We start from the raw sequence: 18,166 nt of genomic DNA, 5'->3' as shown, positions 1-18,166 counted from the left end.
AAGGCTTACGATCCGGCCGCAGGCGGTCCGGTGGTCGCCCTCGCTGTGAACGAAGGCCGAACGGGCGCCTACGTGGACCGCCGAGAACGATGCGTTGGGGCCGTTCGGCCCTGTCGGGGGGACCGACAGCACCTGCCCTGTCCGTGGGCCCTGTTCGACGCTGGAGCCGCGTCGCGATCGAAGAGCGCAGGAGAGCCCGACCGAGCCCACCGAGCCGAGGAGCGCACCGTCATGGTCCGTTACGTGTACGACTTCCGCGAGGGCCGCCGCGACATGGCGGATCTGCTGGGCGGCAAGGGCGCGAACCTGGCCGAGATGACCCGGCTACGTCTGCCGGTCCCACCGGGCTTCACCGTGACCACCGACGCCTGCCGCGCTTTCCTCGGGTCCGGTGTCGAGCCGGAGGGCATGGCGGACGAGGTCTCCCGGCACCTGTCCGCCCTGGAGGACTCCGCCGGACGCCGACTGGGGCAGCAGGACGACCCGCTGCTGGTGTCCGTCCGATCCGGAGCCCGGTTCTCCATGCCGGGCATGATGGAGACGGTCCTGGACATCGGTCTGAACGACGACTCCGTGGTGGGCCTCGCCAAGACGTCCGGCAGCGACCGCTTCGCCTGGGACTCCTATCGCCGTCTCGTCCAGATGTTCGGCAGTACGGTCATGGGAGTCGACGCCGCCCGCTTCGAGGAAGCCATGACCCGGCTCAAGGAGACCTGCGAAGCCCCCGACGACCTGTATCTCGATGCGAACGACCTGGCAGGCCTGGTCGAGACGTACAAGCAGCTGATCCTCGACGAGACGGGCCAGGCATTCCCGCAGTCCCCAGCTGAACAGTTGCGCCTCGCGATCCTCGCGGTCTTCCGCTCCTGGAACGGCGAGCGCGCCCGGCTGTACCGCCGGCGTGAGCACATCCCCGACGACCTGGGCACGGCCGTCACCGTGCAGCGCATGGTGTACGGCAACTTCGGCGCCGATTCCGGCAGCGGCGTCGCCTTCACCCGCGACCCGGCCACCGGCAGGCCCGGCCCGTACGGCGACTACCTCGCCAACGCCCAGGGCGAGGACGTAGTCGCCGGCATCCGCAACACCGTGCCCCTGACCGAGCTCGAACACATCGACGCGCGGTCGTACCGGCAGCTGCGTGACCACATGGCGACTCTGGAGCGGCACTACCGCGACCTGTGCGACATCGAGTTCACCATCGAGCGCGGCACTCTGTGGATGCTGCAGACCAGGGTCGGCAAGCGCACCGCCGAGGCGGCGTTCGCCATCGCCGCCGAGCTCGTGGAGGAAGGGCAGATCACGCCGGAGGAGGCGCTGGCCCGCGTCAGCGGGGAGGGCCTGGCACGGCTGATGTTCCCGCGATTCGACGCGGACGCCACTGGCGAGCCACTCGCCCACGGCCTTCCGGCCTCCCCGGGCGCGGCGGTCGGCGCGGCAGTCTTCGACTCCGCCGAGGCGGTACGGCGAGCGGAGACCGGCGAGAAGGTGGTGCTCGTGCGCCAGGAGACCACCCCCGACGACTTGCCCGGCATGGTCGCCGCCGAGGCTGTGTTGACCAGCCGCGGCGGCAAGACGAGCCACGCGGCCGTCGTCGCCCGGGGCATGGGCAAGGTCTGCGTGTGCGGCGCGGAAGACCTCGCCGTGAACACTGAGGCCCGGTGTTTCGCCACGTCCGACGGCACCGTCGTCCAGGAGGGCACGGTCATCTCCGTGGATGGCTCCGCCGGAGCGGTGTACGCGGGCGCGGTTGCGCTGGTCGCCTCCCCGGCAATGCGGTACCTGGAGACCGGTGAGCGGACCGACGGCGTCACAGCGGCAGTCGCCGTAGCCCTTGAACAGGCCGATTCCGTACGACGGTTGGAGGTACGCGCCAACGCCGACACCCCCGAGGACGCGCGGCGCGCCCGCCGGTTCGGTGCACAGGGCATCGGGCTGTGCCGGACCGAGCACATGTTCCTCGGTGAGCGCCGCAAGCTGGTGGAGGAGATGATCCTTGCCCGCACCGACGCCGATCGCGACCGGGCACTGGCGGCACTGCTGCCGCTCCAGCGGCAGGACTTCACGGACATCCTGGCGGCGATGGACGGCCTGCCGGTCACCATTCGTCTTCTGGACCCGCCGCTGCACGAGTTCCTGCCCGATCGCACCGAACTGGCCGTACGCGTCGCCGCCACTCAAGCACGTGGGGAGCAGCCCGACCCGCACGAGGCCGAGTTGCTCGAAGCGGTGAACCGCATGCACGAGGAGAACCCGATGCTCGGCCTGCGAGGCGTCCGCCTCGGCCTGGTGGTCCCGGGCCTGGTCGCCATGCAGGTGCGGGCCGTCGCCGAGGCCGTCGTGGCCCGCACACGCGCCGGGGGCTCACCGCAGGCCGAGATCATGGTGCCGCTTGTCGGCGCCGTCGAGGAACTGCGTATCGAACGCACGGAAGTGGCGCGGGCGCTCGCCGAGGTGTCCGAGGAGTCCGGTGTTCCCGTGCGGTGCCCGGTCGGCACGATGATCGAACTGCCCCGCGCCGCGCTCACCGCGGGCCGCATCGCCGAGGAGGCGGAGTTCTTCTCCTTCGGTACGAACGATCTCACCCAGACCACCTGGGGCTTCTCCCGCGACGACGTCGAGGCGGCCTTCTTCTCCGCCTACCTCGACAAGGGTGTCTTCCCCGTTTCCCCCTTCGAGACGATCGACCCCGACGGCGTGGGCCGTCTGGTCCGTATCGCCGTCGACGAGGGCCGCGCCACGCGACCCGGCCTGAAGATCGGCGTCTGCGGCGAACACGGAGGCGACCCCGACTCCGTCCACTTCTTCCACACCATGGGACTCGACTACGTCTCCTGCTCGCCGTTCCGGGTCCCGGTGGCCCGTCTGGAAGCGGGCCGGGCGGCACTGCCGTCGGCCAAGGGCAGCGACAGCCGATGAACCCGACACACCGACGGGACAGCGATGACGAACGACCAACGGGAGCGGAGCACATGACCGACGGGGACGTCAGCGCCCACGACACCCACGACAGCGTCCAGATACGGGCGAACGGTGGCGTGGAGGACGAAGCACTCTCGTACATCCGGTCCAAGGTCGACGCGGCTCTGGCCCGGCCCGGGCTCGAGGCCGTCAGCGGTCGAGTGACGGTCACGAGGGACATGGCGCACCATGTCCTGCTGCCTTGGGCGGCCGGGGCGGAGATCGAGATCGACGGCCGGCTTGTCGTCGTCCACGCGCGTGAAGCCGACGCGCATCAACTCGCCGATCGCCTGGGGGAACGGTTGCGAGCCCAGGCGGTGCGCGCGGCGCACCGCGCCGGCACGGCTCGCAGGACTGCTGGGCCGCCTCCGTGGCGAGGCGGAGCCCCGGGCGGAGGCGGCAGCCGCGGAAGTGCCCCGTCGACGCGTGAGGGTCGTACGGGACCCCCACCGGGGACCACTGGCCCTTGGAAGGGGCCGTAGGCCGGGAAACAGTGAAGGCACGAGCGGCACCGTTCCCCCGCGGTGCCGCTCCCGCCGTATGCCGACCGAGTAGTGAGCACTACCTCGAACGCCCACCAACGGAAGCCGTCATGGTCCACGACAACCACTGGCCCTTCGCTGCGGAGCCGCGTCGCAGCATCGAACTCGACAGCGCCGAGGCGCTGCGTCTGCTGGGCAGCGTGTCCCTGGGGAGGGTCGTCTTCACCCGGCACGCCCTGCCCACCGTCCGCCCTGTCAACCACGTCCTTGTCGACGGCGACGTCCTCATCCGGACCCATGAGGGCGCCGACCTGGCCGCGTACACCCGGCGGACCGACGGTCCCGGTGTGGTCGTCGCCTATGAGACCGACGCCATCGACCCGGAGACGCACCTGGGCTGGAGCGTGGTGGTGACGGGATACGCCCACCTGGTCACCGACCCTGGTGAACTGGTCCGTTATCAGGCGGTGTTGCGGCCGTGGGTGGACCGGACCATGGACCTGGCGGTCCGGATTCGGCCGGACCTGGTCACCGGTGTTCTGCTCACGACAGGCAGCCGCCCGGACGGGGTCTGATCCACGTCCGGGCGCCGGCGGATGCGAGGAGACACCGGGGGTGGTCACCCGGTGGGGACGAGGAGCACAGGGCAGTGTGAGCGGTGCAGCAGGGCGTGGGCGACCGGCCCGAGACGGGCGCCATGGCGGCCACCCGGTCGGCGCGATCCGATGACGACGACGGCGGCACCCCGTGTGGCTTCGACGAGTGCGTGCGCCGGGGCGGTGCGGACCGTTCGACTCTCGACCTCCACGCTAGGGTGTTCCTCTCGGATCCGGGAGATGGCGAAGCGGGAGACCGCCTCTTCCGACCGTTCGTGGAGAGCCAGCCGCTGCTGGCTCGGGCTCGTCGCCGGCATCACCGAGGGCAGTTCGGGGGGCGTGTGCCGATGCGTCCACGCGTGCAGGATCCGGAGCCGCGCACCACGCCGTTCCGCCTCCTGCAGTGCGTAGAGAGCCGTTGCGGTGTCGACGTCGCTCTCCAGACCGAGCAACACGTCGCGGTGGTCGACGTCTTGCGCGCGATCTCCCCGTACCACGAGTAGCGGGCCGTTCGTGTGCGCGGCCAGGCGCGGGCTCACCGCCCCGAGCACGAGGCCGGCGAAACCGCCCAGTCCCCTGGTGCCCACGACGGTGAGGGCCGCGTCGGCACTCTCCCGCGTCAACTCCCGGACGGCGTCTCCTTCCGCCGCAGTGACCACCACGGTCAGGGTCGGATACCGTCCGTGCACGCGCGCGCAGGCGGCGGCCAGGACGGGTCCCGCTTCGTCACGATCCGACACGGCGTAGACCACGCGCAGCGCGGTCCCGCGACGGGCCGCCTCGTCCGCTGCCAGGTCCAGCGCCCGGGTGGAGATCAGTGAGCCGTCCACACCGACGGCCACGTGATGGTGATGAGTCATGGCCCTGCTTCCTTTCGCTGCTCGCTCTGTCAGTGCGCTTCCACCAACGATGCTCGTACTTCGTCGCGGCGCACAGCAGGGGTCGAGGGCGCCGCCGACACGACGAACGGCCCCTTCAGACAGGGCCGTTCGGTCCACGCGCAGGGCCGGGGGAGAGTGACGCGTCGTACGGCGCGGTGCGGACGCGGTGAAGACACCGCGGAACCAGGGTCTGCTCGAACTCGACCTCACGCTCTCCGCCCAGGCGCCGGTCAAGGTGAGGTCGACGCCCGGGTGTTCGGGGGTCCCCCTGGCTGTCCTCCCAGTTGGCGTGGACCTGAGCTCCAACCCGTAGACCGTGCGACCGGCGACGAATTCGCGACCGTTCACCAACTCGCGCTCGATACGGACGAAGACCTCCTGAGGCCGAGGCGCCCGGGAGCGCGGCCCGGTCCGCACCAGCCGTTCGTGGTCGGACGGTTCCTGGACAGCCCTGCCCCGTGACGACGACGCTCCAGCCGGAATGCGCTGCGGCGTCGACCTCGTCCGCCTCGAAGGCGACCACCTGGCCGTCGATCGCGTGGACGAGGTCCGAGGTGGCGTAGGTCCGTACGACCGCCGCATCGTCGTCCAGAGTCGTCGGCTCCGCGGCGAGCTCCGACACGGTGGTCTCCAGGGCCGGGGCCAGGCTGAGCGTCGTGCCCCCGTTCGGTGCGGCGCCGGGATGTTCCGCCAGGTGCTTCAGGTAGGTGGACGCCATACCCGGGTGGTCATCTCGTGCCGGGTGAGGCCGAGTTGTGCGCGCCGGACGGGGGAGCCGGTGTCCCAGATCGCCCAGCGACCGCTCCGCAGTCCTTGCGGTGTCGGTTCCGGTCCGCTCGGGCATGGTCGTCACGTTCGTCGATCAGATCGCGCGCACGGCGACGGTCTCGTGCTGCGCTCCTCCGAGCACGACCTTGAGGGCGCCGGTGTCGGCGGCGCGGGCGAAGACGTCGTACGCCTCCTCCATGTGGTCGAGCGGGAAGGTGTGGGTCACCAGCTGCGTGGTGGGCAGCCGTCCGGCAGCGGCCATCCGCAGCAGGGTGGGGGTGGAGTAGGTGTCGACCAGGCCGGTGGTGATGGTGACGTTCTTGATCCACAGGTCCTCGAGGTGCAGGGTGGCCGGTGCACCGTGCACGCCGACGTTGGCGACGTGGCCACCCGGTCGAACCATGCGAGTGCACAGCTCGAAACTCTCCGGGACGCCTACGGCCTCGATCACGACATCCGCTCCGAGCCCGTCCGTCAGGTCGGCGATCAGCTGTTCGGGAGTCTCCCCTGGGTCAGCCACTGCATCGGCGCCGAGCTTGCGGGCGGCCTCCAGCCGGGCGGCGGCCAGGTCCACGGCGACGATCCGCTCGGGGCTCAACAGACGAGCCGTTGCGATCGCAGCCAGACCGATGGGACCGGCGCCGACCACGACGACTGTGTCTCCGGGACGCACACGTCCGTTCAGCACCCCGACCTCGTACGAGGTGGGGAAGATGTCGGCCAGCAGGACGGCATCCTTGCTGTCCATGGTGGCGGGCAGGGGGTGCACGGACAGGTCGGCGTAGGGGACGCGGACGTACTCGGCCTGGGTGCCGTCGATCAGGTGGCCGAGGATCCAGCCCCCGCCGTCACGGCACTGACCGTACGTTCCCTGACGGCAGTAGACGCAGCGACCGCACGCGCTGATGCAGGAGACCAGGACCCGGTCACCCGGCCGTACGGTGCGGACGTCGCTGCCGGTCTCGACGATCTCACCGACGGCCTCGTGCCCCAGCACGGTGCCGGGGCGCACCTCGGGGACGTCGCCCTTGAGGATGTGCAGGTCCGTGCCGCAGATGGTGACGGTCCCGACGCGCACGATCGCGTCGGTGGGTTCCTTGATGGCCGGGTCCGGGGCCTCTTCCCAGGCGGACTGTCCGGCGCCGTGGAACACGAAGGCTTTCATGGCGCTCCTCACTCCACTCGATCGGCTGCGGAGCCCGGTTCCGGCTGTGAGGTCCCGGCGACCAGTTGGAGCCTGACGCCGCCCCCGCGCAGGATTTGCCCCGCAAGTCCAGCGTGGACTCCGTGTGGGCGGACGGCTTGGGCCGGTCGGGCCACATCGCCGGCCTGACGGCGCCGGTTGCGCGCGGCATCCGCACGGATGTTCCGGGGCCCACCGCGCCCAGCCTCCAGGGACGGTTCGGCCGTTCGCGCTGTCCGGCCGCGTGCACGAGGCACTTGTCCGTGCTTCGAACGTCGGCCGCCGCTCGGCCGCCATAGGCCGAACAACCCTATGACAGCCGTGAATTCAGCGCGCCCGTAGATCGACATGGAGAAGGGCCTCGGCGCCCGGGAATCCGAGCGCCGAGGCCGCTCCCGTTCGTCGCTACTTGCCGCCCGACAGCTCTCCGGCCACGCGGGCGGCCCACTCCTCGATCCGGTCGAAGTCCCGGAAGTCCCCACCCTTCCCGGAGCGCAGGATCATCCGGGCCACGAACCCCTTCGCGCCGTCCTCCAGGCAGCCGCCGAAGGTGACGTGTTCCCGGGCGTCCAGCTGCGTCATGGCCTTCTTCACGCCGGACACGGGCGGGATGTCCCGCTCCGAGGCCGAGGCGTCCAGGGGGCCGCTGCTGAAGAGCCAGAGCGGGCGTGCGGCGAGAGCCTCACGGTGACGCCGGACGAAGCGACGGGCGTCCTTGTGCCAGCGTCCTGCGTACAGGCCGCCGCCGACCACGACGGCGTCGTACGAGGACACGCTGTTCACTGACCGGGCGGGGAGGGCATCCACAGTCAGCCCGTCCTTGCGCAGGACGTCCGCGACGGCCTCGGCTATACGCGCGGTCGACCTGTTCGTGGTTCCGTATGCCACCAGCACCTTGGCGGTCATGGTGGTCCGCCTCCTTTCACAGCCGGCGCAGCCAGTCGTCGGCCACGCCGTGCAGGGCCTGTTCGTCGGGCTGCAGCCGTGCGTCATCCAGCCGATAGGTGAGCTTGTCGACCACGGCGACCGCACCGTCGATCTGGCGGGTCATCGAGACGGCGATCTCCGTCTCGCTCTTGCGTTCCATCTGGCCGGTGAGGGTGACGACCCCTTCCGTGACGGAGACGTCGATGCTGCGCGGCGGTATCCACAAGGCGTTCGTCAGCACCTGCTGGACGACCTGCTCGCGGATCTCCGCGTCGGGCCGCAGGAAAACCTGGAGCAGGTCACGACGGGTGACGATGCCGACCAGCCGGTCGGCATCGTCGAGGACCGGCAGCCGCTCCACGCGCCGCTGGGCCATGGTCCGGGCGGCCTCGACGATGCTGTCGTCGGCGTGCACCGTGACCGCGGGTTCCGTCATCAGCTGTCCGGCAGTGCGGGCCCTCGCCTTCGCGGCCTGTAGCCGGGCCTTGCGCGTGAGCGCCGCGAGCCGCCGACGACGCGGAGGCTCGAAGGGGTCCGGGGTCGCAGCCTGGCGCACCATCAGGTCTGTCTCGGAGACGACCCCGATCACCTTGTCGTCCTCGTCGACGACCGGCAGCCCGCTGATCCGTCGGTCGGCCAGCAAGCGTGCGACCTCTTTGAACGGGGTACCGTACTCGGCCCGGACGACGTCAGTCGTCATGACGGTGCCGACCTTGTTGTGTTTCATGGCTTTTCCTCCTCGGCGCAGGCGGCGCAGATAGGGGTTGTGGGGCCGACGCGGCAGCAGGCGTCTCGGGATGCGGTCTCGAGGAGTTCACCGGCCGAGCGGGTCGGTGCGATGCCGGCTCGGGTGAACAGGGCCTGGCGGGTCATGGTGCGGGTGGCGGCGTCCGCGGTGCGCGAGCGGCGGCTCGTGGAGGAGAACCTGAGCTGTAGGTTCTCCGGGAACATCTCCTCGTAGAACCCGTTCAGTTGATCGTCGTCGACCGGCGCCGCGGGGCGGAGGCACACGGTGGTGCCGTCCGCGAGCAGGGCGTGGACCGGCGATCGATTGAGCACGTCGTCCGTCATCGGGAATCTCCTCCAGGCCTCTTACGGCACTTCGAGCATCCAGCGGATCGGAGAGGGGTCCCAGGGGCTGTCCGGGGCCGCTCGGGGACCGGTCGGCCCAAGGTTCTCCGCTGGTCGTTCCAGGCATGCGGAGGGGACCGGTGATCGGTGGCACCGGTCCCCTCCGGAGTGGTCAGTCGTCGGCGACGAGGGCCGTGAGGTCGAGCAGCCGGTTGGTGTAACCCCACTCGTTGTCGTACCAGCCGAAGACCTTGACGAGGGTGCCGTTGGTCTGTGTGAGGGCCGGGTCGAAGATGCAGGAGGCCGGGTCGCCGATGACGTCACGGGACACGATCGGCGCCTTGGACACACGCAGGATGCCATTGAGCGGGCCCTCGGCGGCCACGGCGAACGCCTCGTTGATCTCGCCCATGGTCGCTTCGCGGTTCAGGACCACGGCGAGGTCGGTGAGGGAACCGTCCTCCACCGGCACCCGGACGGCGATCCCGTCCAGTGCGCCCGCCAGCTCCGGCACCGCCAGGCCGACGGCGCGGGCGGCGCCCGTGCTGGTCGGGATGATGCTGAGCGCCGCCGAGCGGGCCCGACGCAGGTCCTTGTGCGGGCTGTCGAGGAGGGCCTGGTCATTGGTGTAGCCGTGGATGGTGGTCAGCATGCCACGCTCGATGCCGAAGTTCTCGTGCAGCACTTTCACCATGGGGGCAGCGCAGTTGGTGGTGCAGGAGGCGGCCGAGATGATCCGGTGGCTGTTTCGGTCGTAGGTGTCGTCGTTGACGCCCATGACGATGGTGGTGTCCGCGCCCTTGCCGGGCGCCGACAGCAGCACCGAGTGGGCGCCGCCCTTCAGGTGCAGGGCGGCCGAGTCGCGGTCCCGGAAGTGTCCGGTGGACTCGATGACGATGTCGGCGCCGTAGTCGGACCAGCGCAGGGCTGCCGGGTCGCGTTCGGCGGTGACGTCGATGCGCCGGCCGTCGACGGTGATCGAGCTGTCGTCGTGGACGACCTCGCGTCCGATGCGTCCGAACGTCGAGTCGTACTCCAGCAGGTGGGCCAGGGTGGCGGGCGCGGTGATGTCGTTGACAGCGACCACCTTGACGTCCAGGGTGCCCGCCTCGGCGCGGTCGAGGGCCGCGCGCAGGTAGGCGCGCCCGATACGGCCGAAGCCGTTGATGCCTACGCGTACAGTCATGGCAGTGAACTCCTTCGCGGGTCAGGGGTGTTCAGGCGTTCCAGGTCCAGTCGGCGACCTCGGGCAGATCGGTGCCGTGCTCGCGGATCCAGGCGTGGTGGCGGGTGCGCGCGTCGGCCATCGTCTGGCGTACCGCCGCGGCCCGTACCGCGAGGCCGGGGACGCGGTCGATGACGTCCATGACCAGCCGGTAGCGGTCCAGGTCGTTGCGGACCACCATGTCGAACGGCGTGGTCGTGGTGCCCGACTCCTTGTAGCCGCGCACATGCAGGTTCCGGTGGCCGGCGCGCCGGTAGGCGAGGCGGTGGATCAGCCAGGGGTAGCCGTGGTAGGCGAAGATCACCGGCTTGTCCCGGGTGAACAGTCCGTCGTACTCGAAGTCGCTCATCCCGTGCGGATGTTCCTCGCGCGGCAGGAGCCGGGTCATGTCGACGACGTTCACGACGCGGACGGAGAGCTGCGGGAGGTGGCGCCGCAGCAGTTGTGCCGCGGCCAGCACTTCCTGGGTGGGGACGTCGCCGGCGCAGGCCAGGACGACGTCCGGTTCGGTGCCGTTCTCGGTGCCCGCCCAGTCCCAGATGCCCGCGCCGCGCGCGCAGTGGTTGCGGGCCTGGTCCATGGACAGCCAGTCGAAGCAGGGCTGTTTGCCCGCCACGATCACATTGACGTAGTCGCGGCTGCGCAGTGCGTGGTCGGAGACGGACAGCAGCGTGTTGGCGTCCGGCGGCAGGTAGACACGGACGACCTCGGGGCTCTTGTTGAGGACGTGGTCGACGAATCCCGGGTCCTGGTGGGAGAAGCCGTTGTGGTCCTGGCGCCACACGTGCGAGGTCAGCAGGTAGTTGAGGGAGGCGATGGGGGCGCGCCACGGCAACTCCCGTGACGTCCTGAGCCATTTGATGTGCTGGTTGACCATCGAGTCGACGATGTGCACGAACGCCTCGTAGCAGGAGAACAGCCCGTGTCGGCCGGTGAGGAGATAGCCCTCCAGCCAGCCCTGGCACAGGTGCTCGGAGAGGATCTCCATCACCCGTCCGTGCCGGTCGAGGTGTTCGTCCACCGGCAGGTGCTGGGCCTGCCAGGCCTTGCCGCTGGCAGCGAAGACGGCCTGCAGCCGGTTGGACGCCGTCTCGTCCGGGCCGACGACCCGGAAGTCACGGCGTCCGGAGGTGTCCTTCATGACCTGTTCCAGCAGGTCACCGAGAATCCTCGTCGGTTCGTGCAACGTCGTGCCCGGCTTCTCGACCGGAACGGCGAAGGTGTCGATGGAACGGATCGGCAGGTCGCGGACGAGGAGGCCGCCGTTGGCGTGTGGGTTGGAGCCGAGCCGCCGTGCACCGTCGGGGACGCAGGCGAGCACGTCCGCGACGGGCCGGCCCTCGGCGTCGAACAGCTCCTCGGGCCGGTACGAACGCAGCCACGCCTCCAACTGCCGTAGATGTTCCGGATTTTCTCGGACCCCGGCGAGCGGCACCTGGTGCGCACGCCAGGTGCCCTCGACCGGCTCTCCGTCGACCTCGGCGGGTCCGGTCCAGCCCTTCGGGGTGCGCAGCACGATCAGCGGCCAGTGGACACGCCCGGGGACGCCGTCCTCTCGGGCCGACCGCTGCATCAGCGCAATGCGGTCCAACGCCGTGTCGAACGCCGCGGCCATGTCCCGGTGCACCTGGATGGGGTCGTCGCCGCTGACGTGGAGGGGCTCGTGACCGTATCCGCGCAGCAGGGTGTCGAGCTCGGACTCCGGGAGCCGGGAGAGCACGGACGGGTTCGCGATCTTGTAGCCGTTGAGGTGCAGGATCGGCAGGACGGCCCCGTCGTGTACCGGGTCGAGGAACTTGTTGGAGTGCCAGGAGGCGGCCAGCGGCCCGGTCTCCGCCTCGCCGTCACCGATCACACAAGCGACCAGCAGGCCGGGGTTGTCGAAGGCGGCGCCGTAGGCGTGCGAGAGCGAGTAGCCGAGCTCACCGCCCTCATGGATGGACCCCGGGGTCTCCGGAGCGACATGGCTGGGCACGCCGCCCGGGAACGAGAACTGCCGGAAGAGCCGTTCCATGCCCGGGGCGTCCCGCGACACGTCAGGGTATGTCTCGCTGTAGCTGCCCTCCAGCCACGAGTTGGCGAGCACGGAGGGGCCGCCGTGCCCGGGGCCCCATACGCACAACGCGTCGAGGTCTCGAGCCTTGACCACGCGGTTGAGATGGGTGTACACGAGGTTCAGCCCGGGTGAGGTCCCCCAGTGGCCGAGCAGCCGCGGCTTGATGTGCTCCGGCCTCAGGGGCTCGGTGAGCAGCGGGTTGGCCATGAGGTAGATCTGCCCTGCGGCCAGGTAGTTGGCAGCGCGCCAGTGGGCGTGCAAACTGCGCAGTTCCTCGTCGGAAGGCGGGTTGGCGTCGAAGTGTTCGACCTTGGGCATGGTTGACTCCGGAAGTCATGGACTGGGTCGTCGGACGAGGAGGGGCAAGGCGACGGCGGCGCTGCCGCACACGAGCCACGAGCGCGAACTACTGGGCTCGCCCAGTGATCTGCCGGCCTACGTTCCCGACCACGCGGCGAGTATGTGAGCTACCACGTTCGGGATCACGCCGGTTCGGGCACGATGACGACCGGGCAGGCGGAGTGGTTCAGCACACCATGGGCCACGCGGCCCATCTGGAGCCCGAAGTGCCTCGGGCGACGCCGGGCCCCGATGACGACGAGGTCGGCGTTTCCCGAGGCGTCCACGAGAACGGTGCGGGCGTGGGCCTCGGCCGTGCGGCGGTGTACCTCTACATCGGCGGGGGCCTCCTGGAGCGCCTCCGTCAACGTGTCCACCGCCTGCTGTTCGTGCAGCCGGGCAGGTTCCCCGGCCAGCAGCGGATGGTCTGCGGTCTCGTGTGCGGGGCACCTCCAGGCCCGTACGGCCTCCACCGACACTCCGCGCCGCCGTGCCTCGTCAACGGCGAAGCGGACAGCCGCCGAGCCCCACGGCTTCTCCCCGACTCCCACGACGATGCGGCCGTACGTCCCGGACGTGGCCGGGTTGTCGCCCCGCACGACGATCATCGGGCAGTGCGCGTGCCCGGCCACGGTCAGGCTCACGGAGCCCAGCAGCGCCTCGGCGAGACCGCTGCGGCCTCGAGTACCCGTCACCAGCAGGGAAGCGGTCCGGCTCTCCCGCACCAACACGTATTCGGGTTCCTCGGGAAGCACCTCCGCAGAGATCTCCAGATCGGGGTGTCGGCCACGAGCCCGCGATACAGCGGCATCGACGATGTCCTCGGCCATCACCTGCTCGGAGGGCTTGCCCAGGTCCTCGGCGAGATGGGTGCCCTCGTACCGCTCCCACTGCGAGGCGTTCACGAGCCGTAGCGGCAGTCCGCGCAGTGCGGCCTCGTCCGCCGCCCAGTCGACGGCCCGCAGGCTCGGCTCGGAGCCGTCGACGCCGACGACGATCGGGAGGTCCATGGCGCTCACCGTCCCGTGCCGAACTCGAAGACGATCCGCCCCTTGACCTGGCCGCGCAGCACCTCGTCGATCGACTCGTTGACAGCAGACAGCGGGCGGGTCTCGCTGATGACCCTGGTCCGGCCGGCGGCGTGCAGTTGGAAGACCTCCCTGAGGTCCTGCCGGGTGCCGACGATCGAGCCGATCACGCTCGTCCCGTTCAGGACGGCCTCGAAGATGGGCACTCGGACCGTGCCGTGTGCCGGCAGGGCCACCATGACCAACTTGCCACCGCGCCGCAGGCCTGAGCCCGCGGCCTCGAAGGCCGCGTCGTTCACCGCGAGGGCAAGGGCCGCGTGGGCACCCCCATGTCGCATGAGTACCTGGCCGACATCGTCCTTGCGGGCGTCGATCACGATGTCGGCGCCGAGCTCGGTGGCGAGTTCGAGCTTCTCGTCGGTGACGTCGATGGCGGCGACGGTGGCTCCGGCGATCTTCGCGTACTGCACGGCCAGGTGCCCGAGCCCGCCGACACCGGATATCGCGACGAGCTGCGCGGGCCGCACGCCGGCGACCTTGAGCGCCTTGTACGTGGTCACGCCTGCGCAGGTCAGCGGAGCGGCATCCACGGCACTCACGCCGTCCGGCACGGGCTGGGCGAAGTCGGCCCAGGCCAGCATCTTCTCGGCGTACCCGCCGTCACATCCGTAGCCGGTGTTGATCTGCTGCTCGCACAGCGTCTCCCAGCCGGACAGACAGTGCTCACACCGCCCGCAGGTCTTGCCGAGCCACGGCACGGCGACCCGCTGTCCGACGGCCAGGTGGGTGACGCCGTCGCCCAGCTTCTCGACGAGACCGACGCCCTCGTGGCCCGGGACGAAGGGCGGGTCCGGCTTGACGGGCCAGTCGCCGTGGGCGGCGTGGATGTCGGTGTGGCACAGACCGGACGCCTCCAGACGGATGGCGACCTGGCCAGGGCCGGGCTCGGGGTCGGGGCGCTCCTCCATGACCAGGGGCTCACCGAAGGCTCTGACGACCGCTGCCTTCATGATTTCTGCTCCTCAGGGGTGAGTCAGCCGTGCGGGACGACGGCGACGGGGGCGGTGGAGTGGTGCAGAACGGCGTGGGTGACGGAGCCGATGTGGGCGCCGAGCGGGCCGCGACGGATGCGGCGGCCGACGACGACCAGGGAGGCCGCGCGGGAGGCGTCGACGAGGTGGCTGCCAGGAGTGCCGTAGAGCGACTCCTCGGTGACCTCGACGTCGGGGTGCTTGTCGCGCCACGGGCCCAGGACCTGGGCCAGGTCGGTGTCCTCCTGACGTGCCAGAGCCCCGTGCAACTCCAGGTCGGTGGCCGGCCCGTAGGCGTAGTACGGGGGTGGGTTCCAGCCGTGCACGACCCGCAGGGAAGTGCCACGGCGGGCGGCCGCCGCGAAGGCGAAGGCGATCAGGGCGTCGTCGGGGCTCGCGATGTCGAGGCCGAGGACGACGGGTCGGAACGCGGTTGCGGCGGACGGGATGCCGGCCTGGTCCATCTCGTGTTCGTCTGCGGCCTGTTCCCCGGCGCGGACCAGCACGACCGGCCGCTCGGTGCGCGCGAGGACCGACAGGCCGACCGAGCCGACCATGAACCCGCCGACCCCGCTCAGTCCACGGGAGCCGAGGACCAGCAACTCGGCTTCCTGCGCCGGGCCGGCCAGGACGTCGGCAGGCCGGCCCGTCAACTGCTCGGTGGACACGTCGAGTCCGGGGTGACGCAGTCGTATGCCCTCGGCTGCCTCACGAGGGATCCCCTCGGTCCCGTGCTGATGGGCCTCGGGGCCGAGAAGCGGTGCCTGTGCCATGGGGCTCGGTACTGGCTCCCGGACCTGCACCAGCTTCAGTGGCAGGCCGAGCAACTGTGCCTCGCGGGCCGCCCATTCGGCCGCAGCGCGGCTCTCGGGAGAGCCGTCGAGGCCGACGGTGACGGTGCGCGTCATGGTCTCCACATCCTGGATCGGGGGTTCCGATTCGAGCTTCGTCTTCGCATGAGGCACGCGGCAGGGGCCGCAGGTCCCTGCAGGGGGATCGAACGGCCCTGCCCCGCGGCTCGGCACGGCGGCCCCACCGAGCGGCCCGCCGTGCCTGTCGCGGTCACCGCAGCCAGCGGCTGTGGCGGACGAGCGGGAGCTTGGCCCAGATCCGGCCGAGACCGAGGGTGTCGCCGGCCGAGGCGGCGGCCAGGGCGATCAGGACGACGGCGTAGATGAGGTGGTAGTCCACGAACGGGTTCGTCGACATGCTCGCCGAGCCGTCCGAGAGGTGCTTGGCGGGCGGCCACTCGGCGATCCACATCAGCGCCATCATGAAGGTGCCCGCGACGGCGGCAAAGCGCAGCGCCACCCCCGCGATCAGCGCGACCCCGATCCCGAGCAGACCGAGCATGAACAGCCAGTCCGCCCAGGGGGCGCCAGCCCAGGAGTGGAACGTGGACTTCATGGGCCCAGCGGCGACGGAGCCGAGGAAGCCCTTGGTCGGCGAGCCGCCGTCGATCCAACCCTTGCCGGAGGGCGTGGCGTAGCCGAGGCCGAACGTCTTGTCGAGGAAGGCCCACAAGAAGACGAATCCGGTGAGCAGGCGCAGGGACGAGAAGGCGTAGGCCTGCGCGGTGTTCGTGTCGGTGCGTGCCGACACGGCGGATTCGGAAGCGGACCGGTCCCTGCGGAAGGACGGCAGGTGGAGGCCGGGACTCCGGTGAGAGTGCTCGTGCATGGCCATGGCGGTGATCCCTTCGAGGAGGAGCGGATCTCTGTCCGTTCGGTATCTGACGCCCCTCACTCTCGTCTCGTCAGGGCACCGCTACCGGATGCCGAAGGTCTGCGCCCGTGGGGCTGAACGTCCCTGTCTGCAGGGTCCGTTGGGGGTCGCGACACCAGCGGCGGTGGGCGGGCGCCGACCCAGGTCGAGGAACCAGAGGGGCAGGCGTATCCAGCCCGACCCGGACAGGGATGACGACTCGGCTTCCATCGAGGAGGCCCCGGTCGTCAGCCGGTGAGGGATCGGATCCCTGGGAGCAGTGCAGGGATGATCAAGGATTCTCGACTGTCAGTCCTTCCGGCCAGGTTCGGGTGCATGACGACAGCAGCGCGGATTTCGGGGGGGCCTGGCCCGTTTCACGTTCCGTTCCGTCTGTCGGCGGCGGCTCGTCGTGCCCTGGAAGCGGAGTGGGCGCGGTGCCGGTGGGTGGAACGAGTGGGTGGCCAAGTCCAAGGCGGTGCACCAGCAGAGCAAGGCGATGGGTGAGAAGTTGACGTGCGGTCCGGCGCAGCGCGACAGGATGCAGCCCCGGGCGCGGAGGGTGACGCCGTGGCTGGCGCAGGGCGCGAGTGTTGTGCAGCAGCAGGTGATTCGTGACTTCGCCAGGTCCCGTGGGAAGGCCTTGAAGGACATCAAGGACGGTCTGCCGCTCCATCGGCGTGCTGGGATGCCGCGCTGGAAGAAGAAGCGGGATGGCCGGCCGAGCCTGAACTACACCCGCCGTGGTTTCGGCCTCAAGGACGGCCGTCTGCCGCACCCGGGGTACGGCCGCAAGGCCGCGCAGGGACTTGCCCGCTATCAGCGGATGATGGCCCGCCGCCGGCGCCCGAAGGGACAGCCCGCGTCGAAGGGATATCGCAGCGCGCAGATGAAGATCGCGAAACTGCCCAAGAAGGTGGCCCGGCAGCGTGAGGACGCCGCCCGCAAGTGGGCGAAGTCCGTGATGCGCGACCATGGCGTCGTGGCGGTGGAGGACTTCAGGCCGCAGTTCCTCGCGAGGACCACCATGGCCCGTAAGGCGGCCGATGCCGCCATCGGTGCCACCAAGAAGGCGCTGATCGAGATGGGCCGCAAGCACGGGCGGAACGTCCGCCTGGTGCATCCCGCGCACACCACCACGGACTGTGCGCAGTGCGGAGCGAGAACCAAGCACGCGCTGCCTCTGTCAGAACGAACGTATGCCTGCACCGCGTGCGGGGCCGTGTCCCCCCGGGACAAGAACTCCGCCCGCGTGATGCTCATCCGGGCAGGTCTGGACCCGGACGGTGTCGAGGGCGTGAGACCGCCTGGGCTGCCGGCCCAGGCGGCAGCCTGAGCCGTACATCCCCACTCAACCCTGTTCAGTAGGCCGCCAGGCCATGCGCGCGGAACTGCTCCCGCACCCGCTCGACCGACTCCTGGACCGGACTCGGGGTGTCGTTCAAAGGGAACGGAACGCCGAGGGCTTCGTACTTCGCGGCGCCGAGCTGGTGGAACGGCAAGACGTCCACGCGGGTGGGCATCATCAACCGGGCCCACCGGGACCGCTGACCGGGAACAGGCCGACGCGATCACCAGGAGAGGGCGAGGTCGCGTCGGTCTGTGCGCTTCAGTGATGCATCAGGGTCTGCTTGGGCTGGTTGGGAATGCGAAGTGCCCCGTCCGGGCGACCGGCGGGCAGCTGACGTTGCCGACGGCGTTGCCGCAGTCGCAGGACCAGCGCATCGAGGGCAGCGCTCACCACGAAGGTGGCTGCCATGGAGATCACCAAGAGAAGGGCGAACGACTTCCAGAAGTCGGGAGTCAGTGAGGTACCCACAGTGCTCACCTCCTCCGACGGGGGGTCGTCTCACACCTTCATGGAACAGCCGAGCCAACCTGGACACAGGGTGCCGGAGGTCTTCCTGCCGGAGC

General features: G+C 70.1%; 16 protein-coding genes and 1 pseudogene. 3 read left to right on the top strand and 14 right to left on the bottom strand.

The window, feature by feature from the left end:
* Positions 1 to 231 precede the first annotated feature (231 nt).
* Both ppdK and ACZ4IF_RS15575 read left to right on the top strand, forming a co-directional pair.
* Positions 232 to 2,919, top strand: a complete 2,688-nt coding sequence (gene ppdK, locus ACZ4IF_RS15580; RefSeq protein ID WP_467563127.1) for a pyruvate, phosphate dikinase — start codon at positions 232 to 234, stop codon at positions 2,917 to 2,919.
* Positions 2,920 to 3,553: 634 nt separating this feature from the next.
* Positions 3,554 to 4,018: a pyridoxamine 5'-phosphate oxidase family protein gene (locus ACZ4IF_RS15575; RefSeq protein ID WP_467563125.1), complete on the top strand. Its 465-nt coding sequence runs from the start codon at positions 3,554 to 3,556 to the stop codon at positions 4,016 to 4,018.
* A 44-nt stretch (positions 4,019 to 4,062) separates the two neighbouring features.
* On the opposite strand, the gene ACZ4IF_RS15570 is transcribed toward ACZ4IF_RS15575, so the two are convergent.
* The 12 genes from ACZ4IF_RS15570 to ACZ4IF_RS15515 all read right to left on the bottom strand — a co-directional run bounded on the left by ACZ4IF_RS15570 (position 4,063) and on the right by ACZ4IF_RS15515 (position 16,234).
* Positions 4,063 to 4,899, bottom strand: a complete 837-nt coding sequence (locus ACZ4IF_RS15570) for a universal stress protein (protein WP_467563123.1) — start codon at positions 4,897 to 4,899, stop codon at positions 4,063 to 4,065.
* 115 nt (positions 4,900 to 5,014) lie between these two features.
* The gene (locus ACZ4IF_RS15565) at positions 5,015 to 5,638 is read right to left on the bottom strand and encodes a pyridoxamine 5'-phosphate oxidase family protein (RefSeq protein ID WP_467563121.1); all 624 of its coding nucleotides are present in this window, start codon (positions 5,636 to 5,638) and stop codon (positions 5,015 to 5,017) included.
* Between the two features lie 144 nt (positions 5,639 to 5,782).
* Positions 5,783 to 6,853: a zinc-dependent alcohol dehydrogenase family protein gene (locus ACZ4IF_RS15560; protein WP_467563119.1), complete on the bottom strand. Its 1,071-nt coding sequence runs from the start codon at positions 6,851 to 6,853 to the stop codon at positions 5,783 to 5,785.
* A 423-nt stretch (positions 6,854 to 7,276) separates the two neighbouring features.
* Positions 7,277 to 7,777 (bottom strand): flavodoxin domain-containing protein, encoded by a 501-nt coding sequence (locus tag ACZ4IF_RS15555; protein ID WP_467563117.1) that lies wholly within the window; start codon positions 7,775 to 7,777, stop codon positions 7,277 to 7,279.
* 16 nt (positions 7,778 to 7,793) lie between these two features.
* Positions 7,794 to 8,525: a CBS domain-containing protein gene (locus tag ACZ4IF_RS15550; protein ID WP_467563115.1), complete on the bottom strand. Its 732-nt coding sequence runs from the start codon at positions 8,523 to 8,525 to the stop codon at positions 7,794 to 7,796.
* The gene (locus tag ACZ4IF_RS15545) at positions 8,522 to 8,869 is read right to left on the bottom strand and encodes a hypothetical protein (RefSeq protein WP_467563113.1); all 348 of its coding nucleotides are present in this window, start codon (positions 8,867 to 8,869) and stop codon (positions 8,522 to 8,524) included. Before ACZ4IF_RS15545 ends, ACZ4IF_RS15550 begins: the two co-directional genes overlap by 4 nt.
* A 172-nt stretch (positions 8,870 to 9,041) precedes the next feature.
* Positions 9,042 to 10,055: a type I glyceraldehyde-3-phosphate dehydrogenase gene (gap, locus tag ACZ4IF_RS15540; RefSeq protein ID WP_467563111.1), complete on the bottom strand. Its 1,014-nt coding sequence runs from the start codon at positions 10,053 to 10,055 to the stop codon at positions 9,042 to 9,044.
* 31 nt (positions 10,056 to 10,086) lie between these two features.
* Entirely contained in the window at positions 10,087 to 12,468 is a 2,382-nt protein-coding gene (locus tag ACZ4IF_RS15535; RefSeq protein ID WP_467563109.1) for a phosphoketolase family protein, read from the bottom strand.
* Between the two features lie 164 nt (positions 12,469 to 12,632).
* Complete coding sequence (locus ACZ4IF_RS15530) at positions 12,633 to 13,499, bottom strand: universal stress protein (RefSeq protein WP_467563107.1); 867 nt, start codon at positions 13,497 to 13,499, stop codon at positions 12,633 to 12,635.
* Positions 13,500 to 13,504: 5 nt separating this feature from the next.
* Positions 13,505 to 14,527, bottom strand: coding sequence for an alcohol dehydrogenase AdhP (adhP, locus tag ACZ4IF_RS15525; RefSeq protein WP_467563106.1), 1,023 nt, complete (start codon positions 14,525 to 14,527; stop codon positions 13,505 to 13,507).
* 23 nt (positions 14,528 to 14,550) lie between these two features.
* The gene (locus tag ACZ4IF_RS15520; protein WP_467563104.1) at positions 14,551 to 15,456 is read right to left on the bottom strand and encodes a universal stress protein; all 906 of its coding nucleotides are present in this window, start codon (positions 15,454 to 15,456) and stop codon (positions 14,551 to 14,553) included.
* A 154-nt stretch (positions 15,457 to 15,610) separates the two neighbouring features.
* Positions 15,611 to 16,234, bottom strand: coding sequence for a hypothetical protein (locus ACZ4IF_RS15515; protein WP_467563102.1), 624 nt, complete (start codon positions 16,232 to 16,234; stop codon positions 15,611 to 15,613).
* 478 nt (positions 16,235 to 16,712) lie between these two features.
* On the opposite strand from ACZ4IF_RS15515, the gene ACZ4IF_RS15510 reads away from it, so the two are divergent.
* Positions 16,713 to 17,588 (top strand): RNA-guided endonuclease InsQ/TnpB family protein, encoded by an 876-nt coding sequence (locus tag ACZ4IF_RS15510; RefSeq protein ID WP_467563100.1) that lies wholly within the window; start codon positions 16,713 to 16,715, stop codon positions 17,586 to 17,588.
* A 25-nt stretch (positions 17,589 to 17,613) separates the two neighbouring features.
* On the opposite strand, the pseudogene ACZ4IF_RS15505 reads toward ACZ4IF_RS15510, so the two are convergent.
* Together ACZ4IF_RS15505 and ACZ4IF_RS15500 are read right to left on the bottom strand one after the other, a co-directional pair.
* Positions 17,614 to 17,766, bottom strand: a pseudogene (locus ACZ4IF_RS15505) (pyruvate formate-lyase-activating protein); the annotation flags it as partial.
* A 95-nt stretch (positions 17,767 to 17,861) separates the two neighbouring features.
* Positions 17,862 to 18,071 carry a hypothetical protein gene (locus tag ACZ4IF_RS15500; RefSeq protein ID WP_467563098.1) on the bottom strand — a complete coding sequence of 70 codons (210 nt, stop codon included), beginning with the start codon at positions 18,069 to 18,071 and terminating at the stop codon, positions 17,862 to 17,864.
* Positions 18,072 to 18,166 lie beyond the last annotated feature (95 nt).

It is taken from the genome of Streptomyces sp. NPDC025784 (assembly GCF_055558435.1).
This window is presented reverse-complemented; position numbering and strand designations above follow the sequence as displayed.

Excerpts from the sequence above, each read along its gene's own strand:
- ACZ4IF_RS15565 (WP_467563121.1), bottom strand. The coding sequence starts at position 5,638 with ATGGCGTCCACCTACCTGAAGCACCTGGCGGAACATCCCGGCGCCGCA.
- ACZ4IF_RS15530 (WP_467563107.1), bottom strand. The coding sequence starts at position 13,499 with ATGGACCTCCCGATCGTCGTCGGCGTCGACGGCTCCGAGCCGAGCCTG.
- ACZ4IF_RS15515 (WP_467563102.1), bottom strand. The coding sequence starts at position 16,234 with ATGGCCATGCACGAGCACTCTCACCGGAGTCCCGGCCTCCACCTGCCG.
- ACZ4IF_RS15535 (WP_467563109.1), bottom strand. The coding sequence starts at position 12,468 with ATGCCCAAGGTCGAACACTTCGACGCCAACCCGCCTTCCGACGAGGAA.
- ACZ4IF_RS15555 (WP_467563117.1), bottom strand. The coding sequence starts at position 7,777 with ATGACCGCCAAGGTGCTGGTGGCATACGGAACCACGAACAGGTCGACC.
- adhP (WP_467563106.1), bottom strand. The coding sequence starts at position 14,527 with ATGAAGGCAGCGGTCGTCAGAGCCTTCGGTGAGCCCCTGGTCATGGAG.
- ppdK (WP_467563127.1), top strand. The coding sequence starts at position 232 with ATGGTCCGTTACGTGTACGACTTCCGCGAGGGCCGCCGCGACATGGCG.
- ACZ4IF_RS15520 (WP_467563104.1), bottom strand. The coding sequence starts at position 15,456 with ATGACGCGCACCGTCACCGTCGGCCTCGACGGCTCTCCCGAGAGCCGC.
- ACZ4IF_RS15570 (WP_467563123.1), bottom strand. The coding sequence starts at position 4,899 with ATGACTCATCACCATCACGTGGCCGTCGGTGTGGACGGCTCACTGATC.
- gap (WP_467563111.1), bottom strand. The coding sequence starts at position 10,055 with ATGACTGTACGCGTAGGCATCAACGGCTTCGGCCGTATCGGGCGCGCC.
- ACZ4IF_RS15560 (WP_467563119.1), bottom strand. The coding sequence starts at position 6,853 with ATGAAAGCCTTCGTGTTCCACGGCGCCGGACAGTCCGCCTGGGAAGAG.
- ACZ4IF_RS15575 (WP_467563125.1), top strand. The coding sequence starts at position 3,554 with ATGGTCCACGACAACCACTGGCCCTTCGCTGCGGAGCCGCGTCGCAGC.
- ACZ4IF_RS15550 (WP_467563115.1), bottom strand. The coding sequence starts at position 8,525 with ATGAAACACAACAAGGTCGGCACCGTCATGACGACTGACGTCGTCCGG.
- ACZ4IF_RS15545 (WP_467563113.1), bottom strand. The coding sequence starts at position 8,869 with ATGACGGACGACGTGCTCAATCGATCGCCGGTCCACGCCCTGCTCGCG.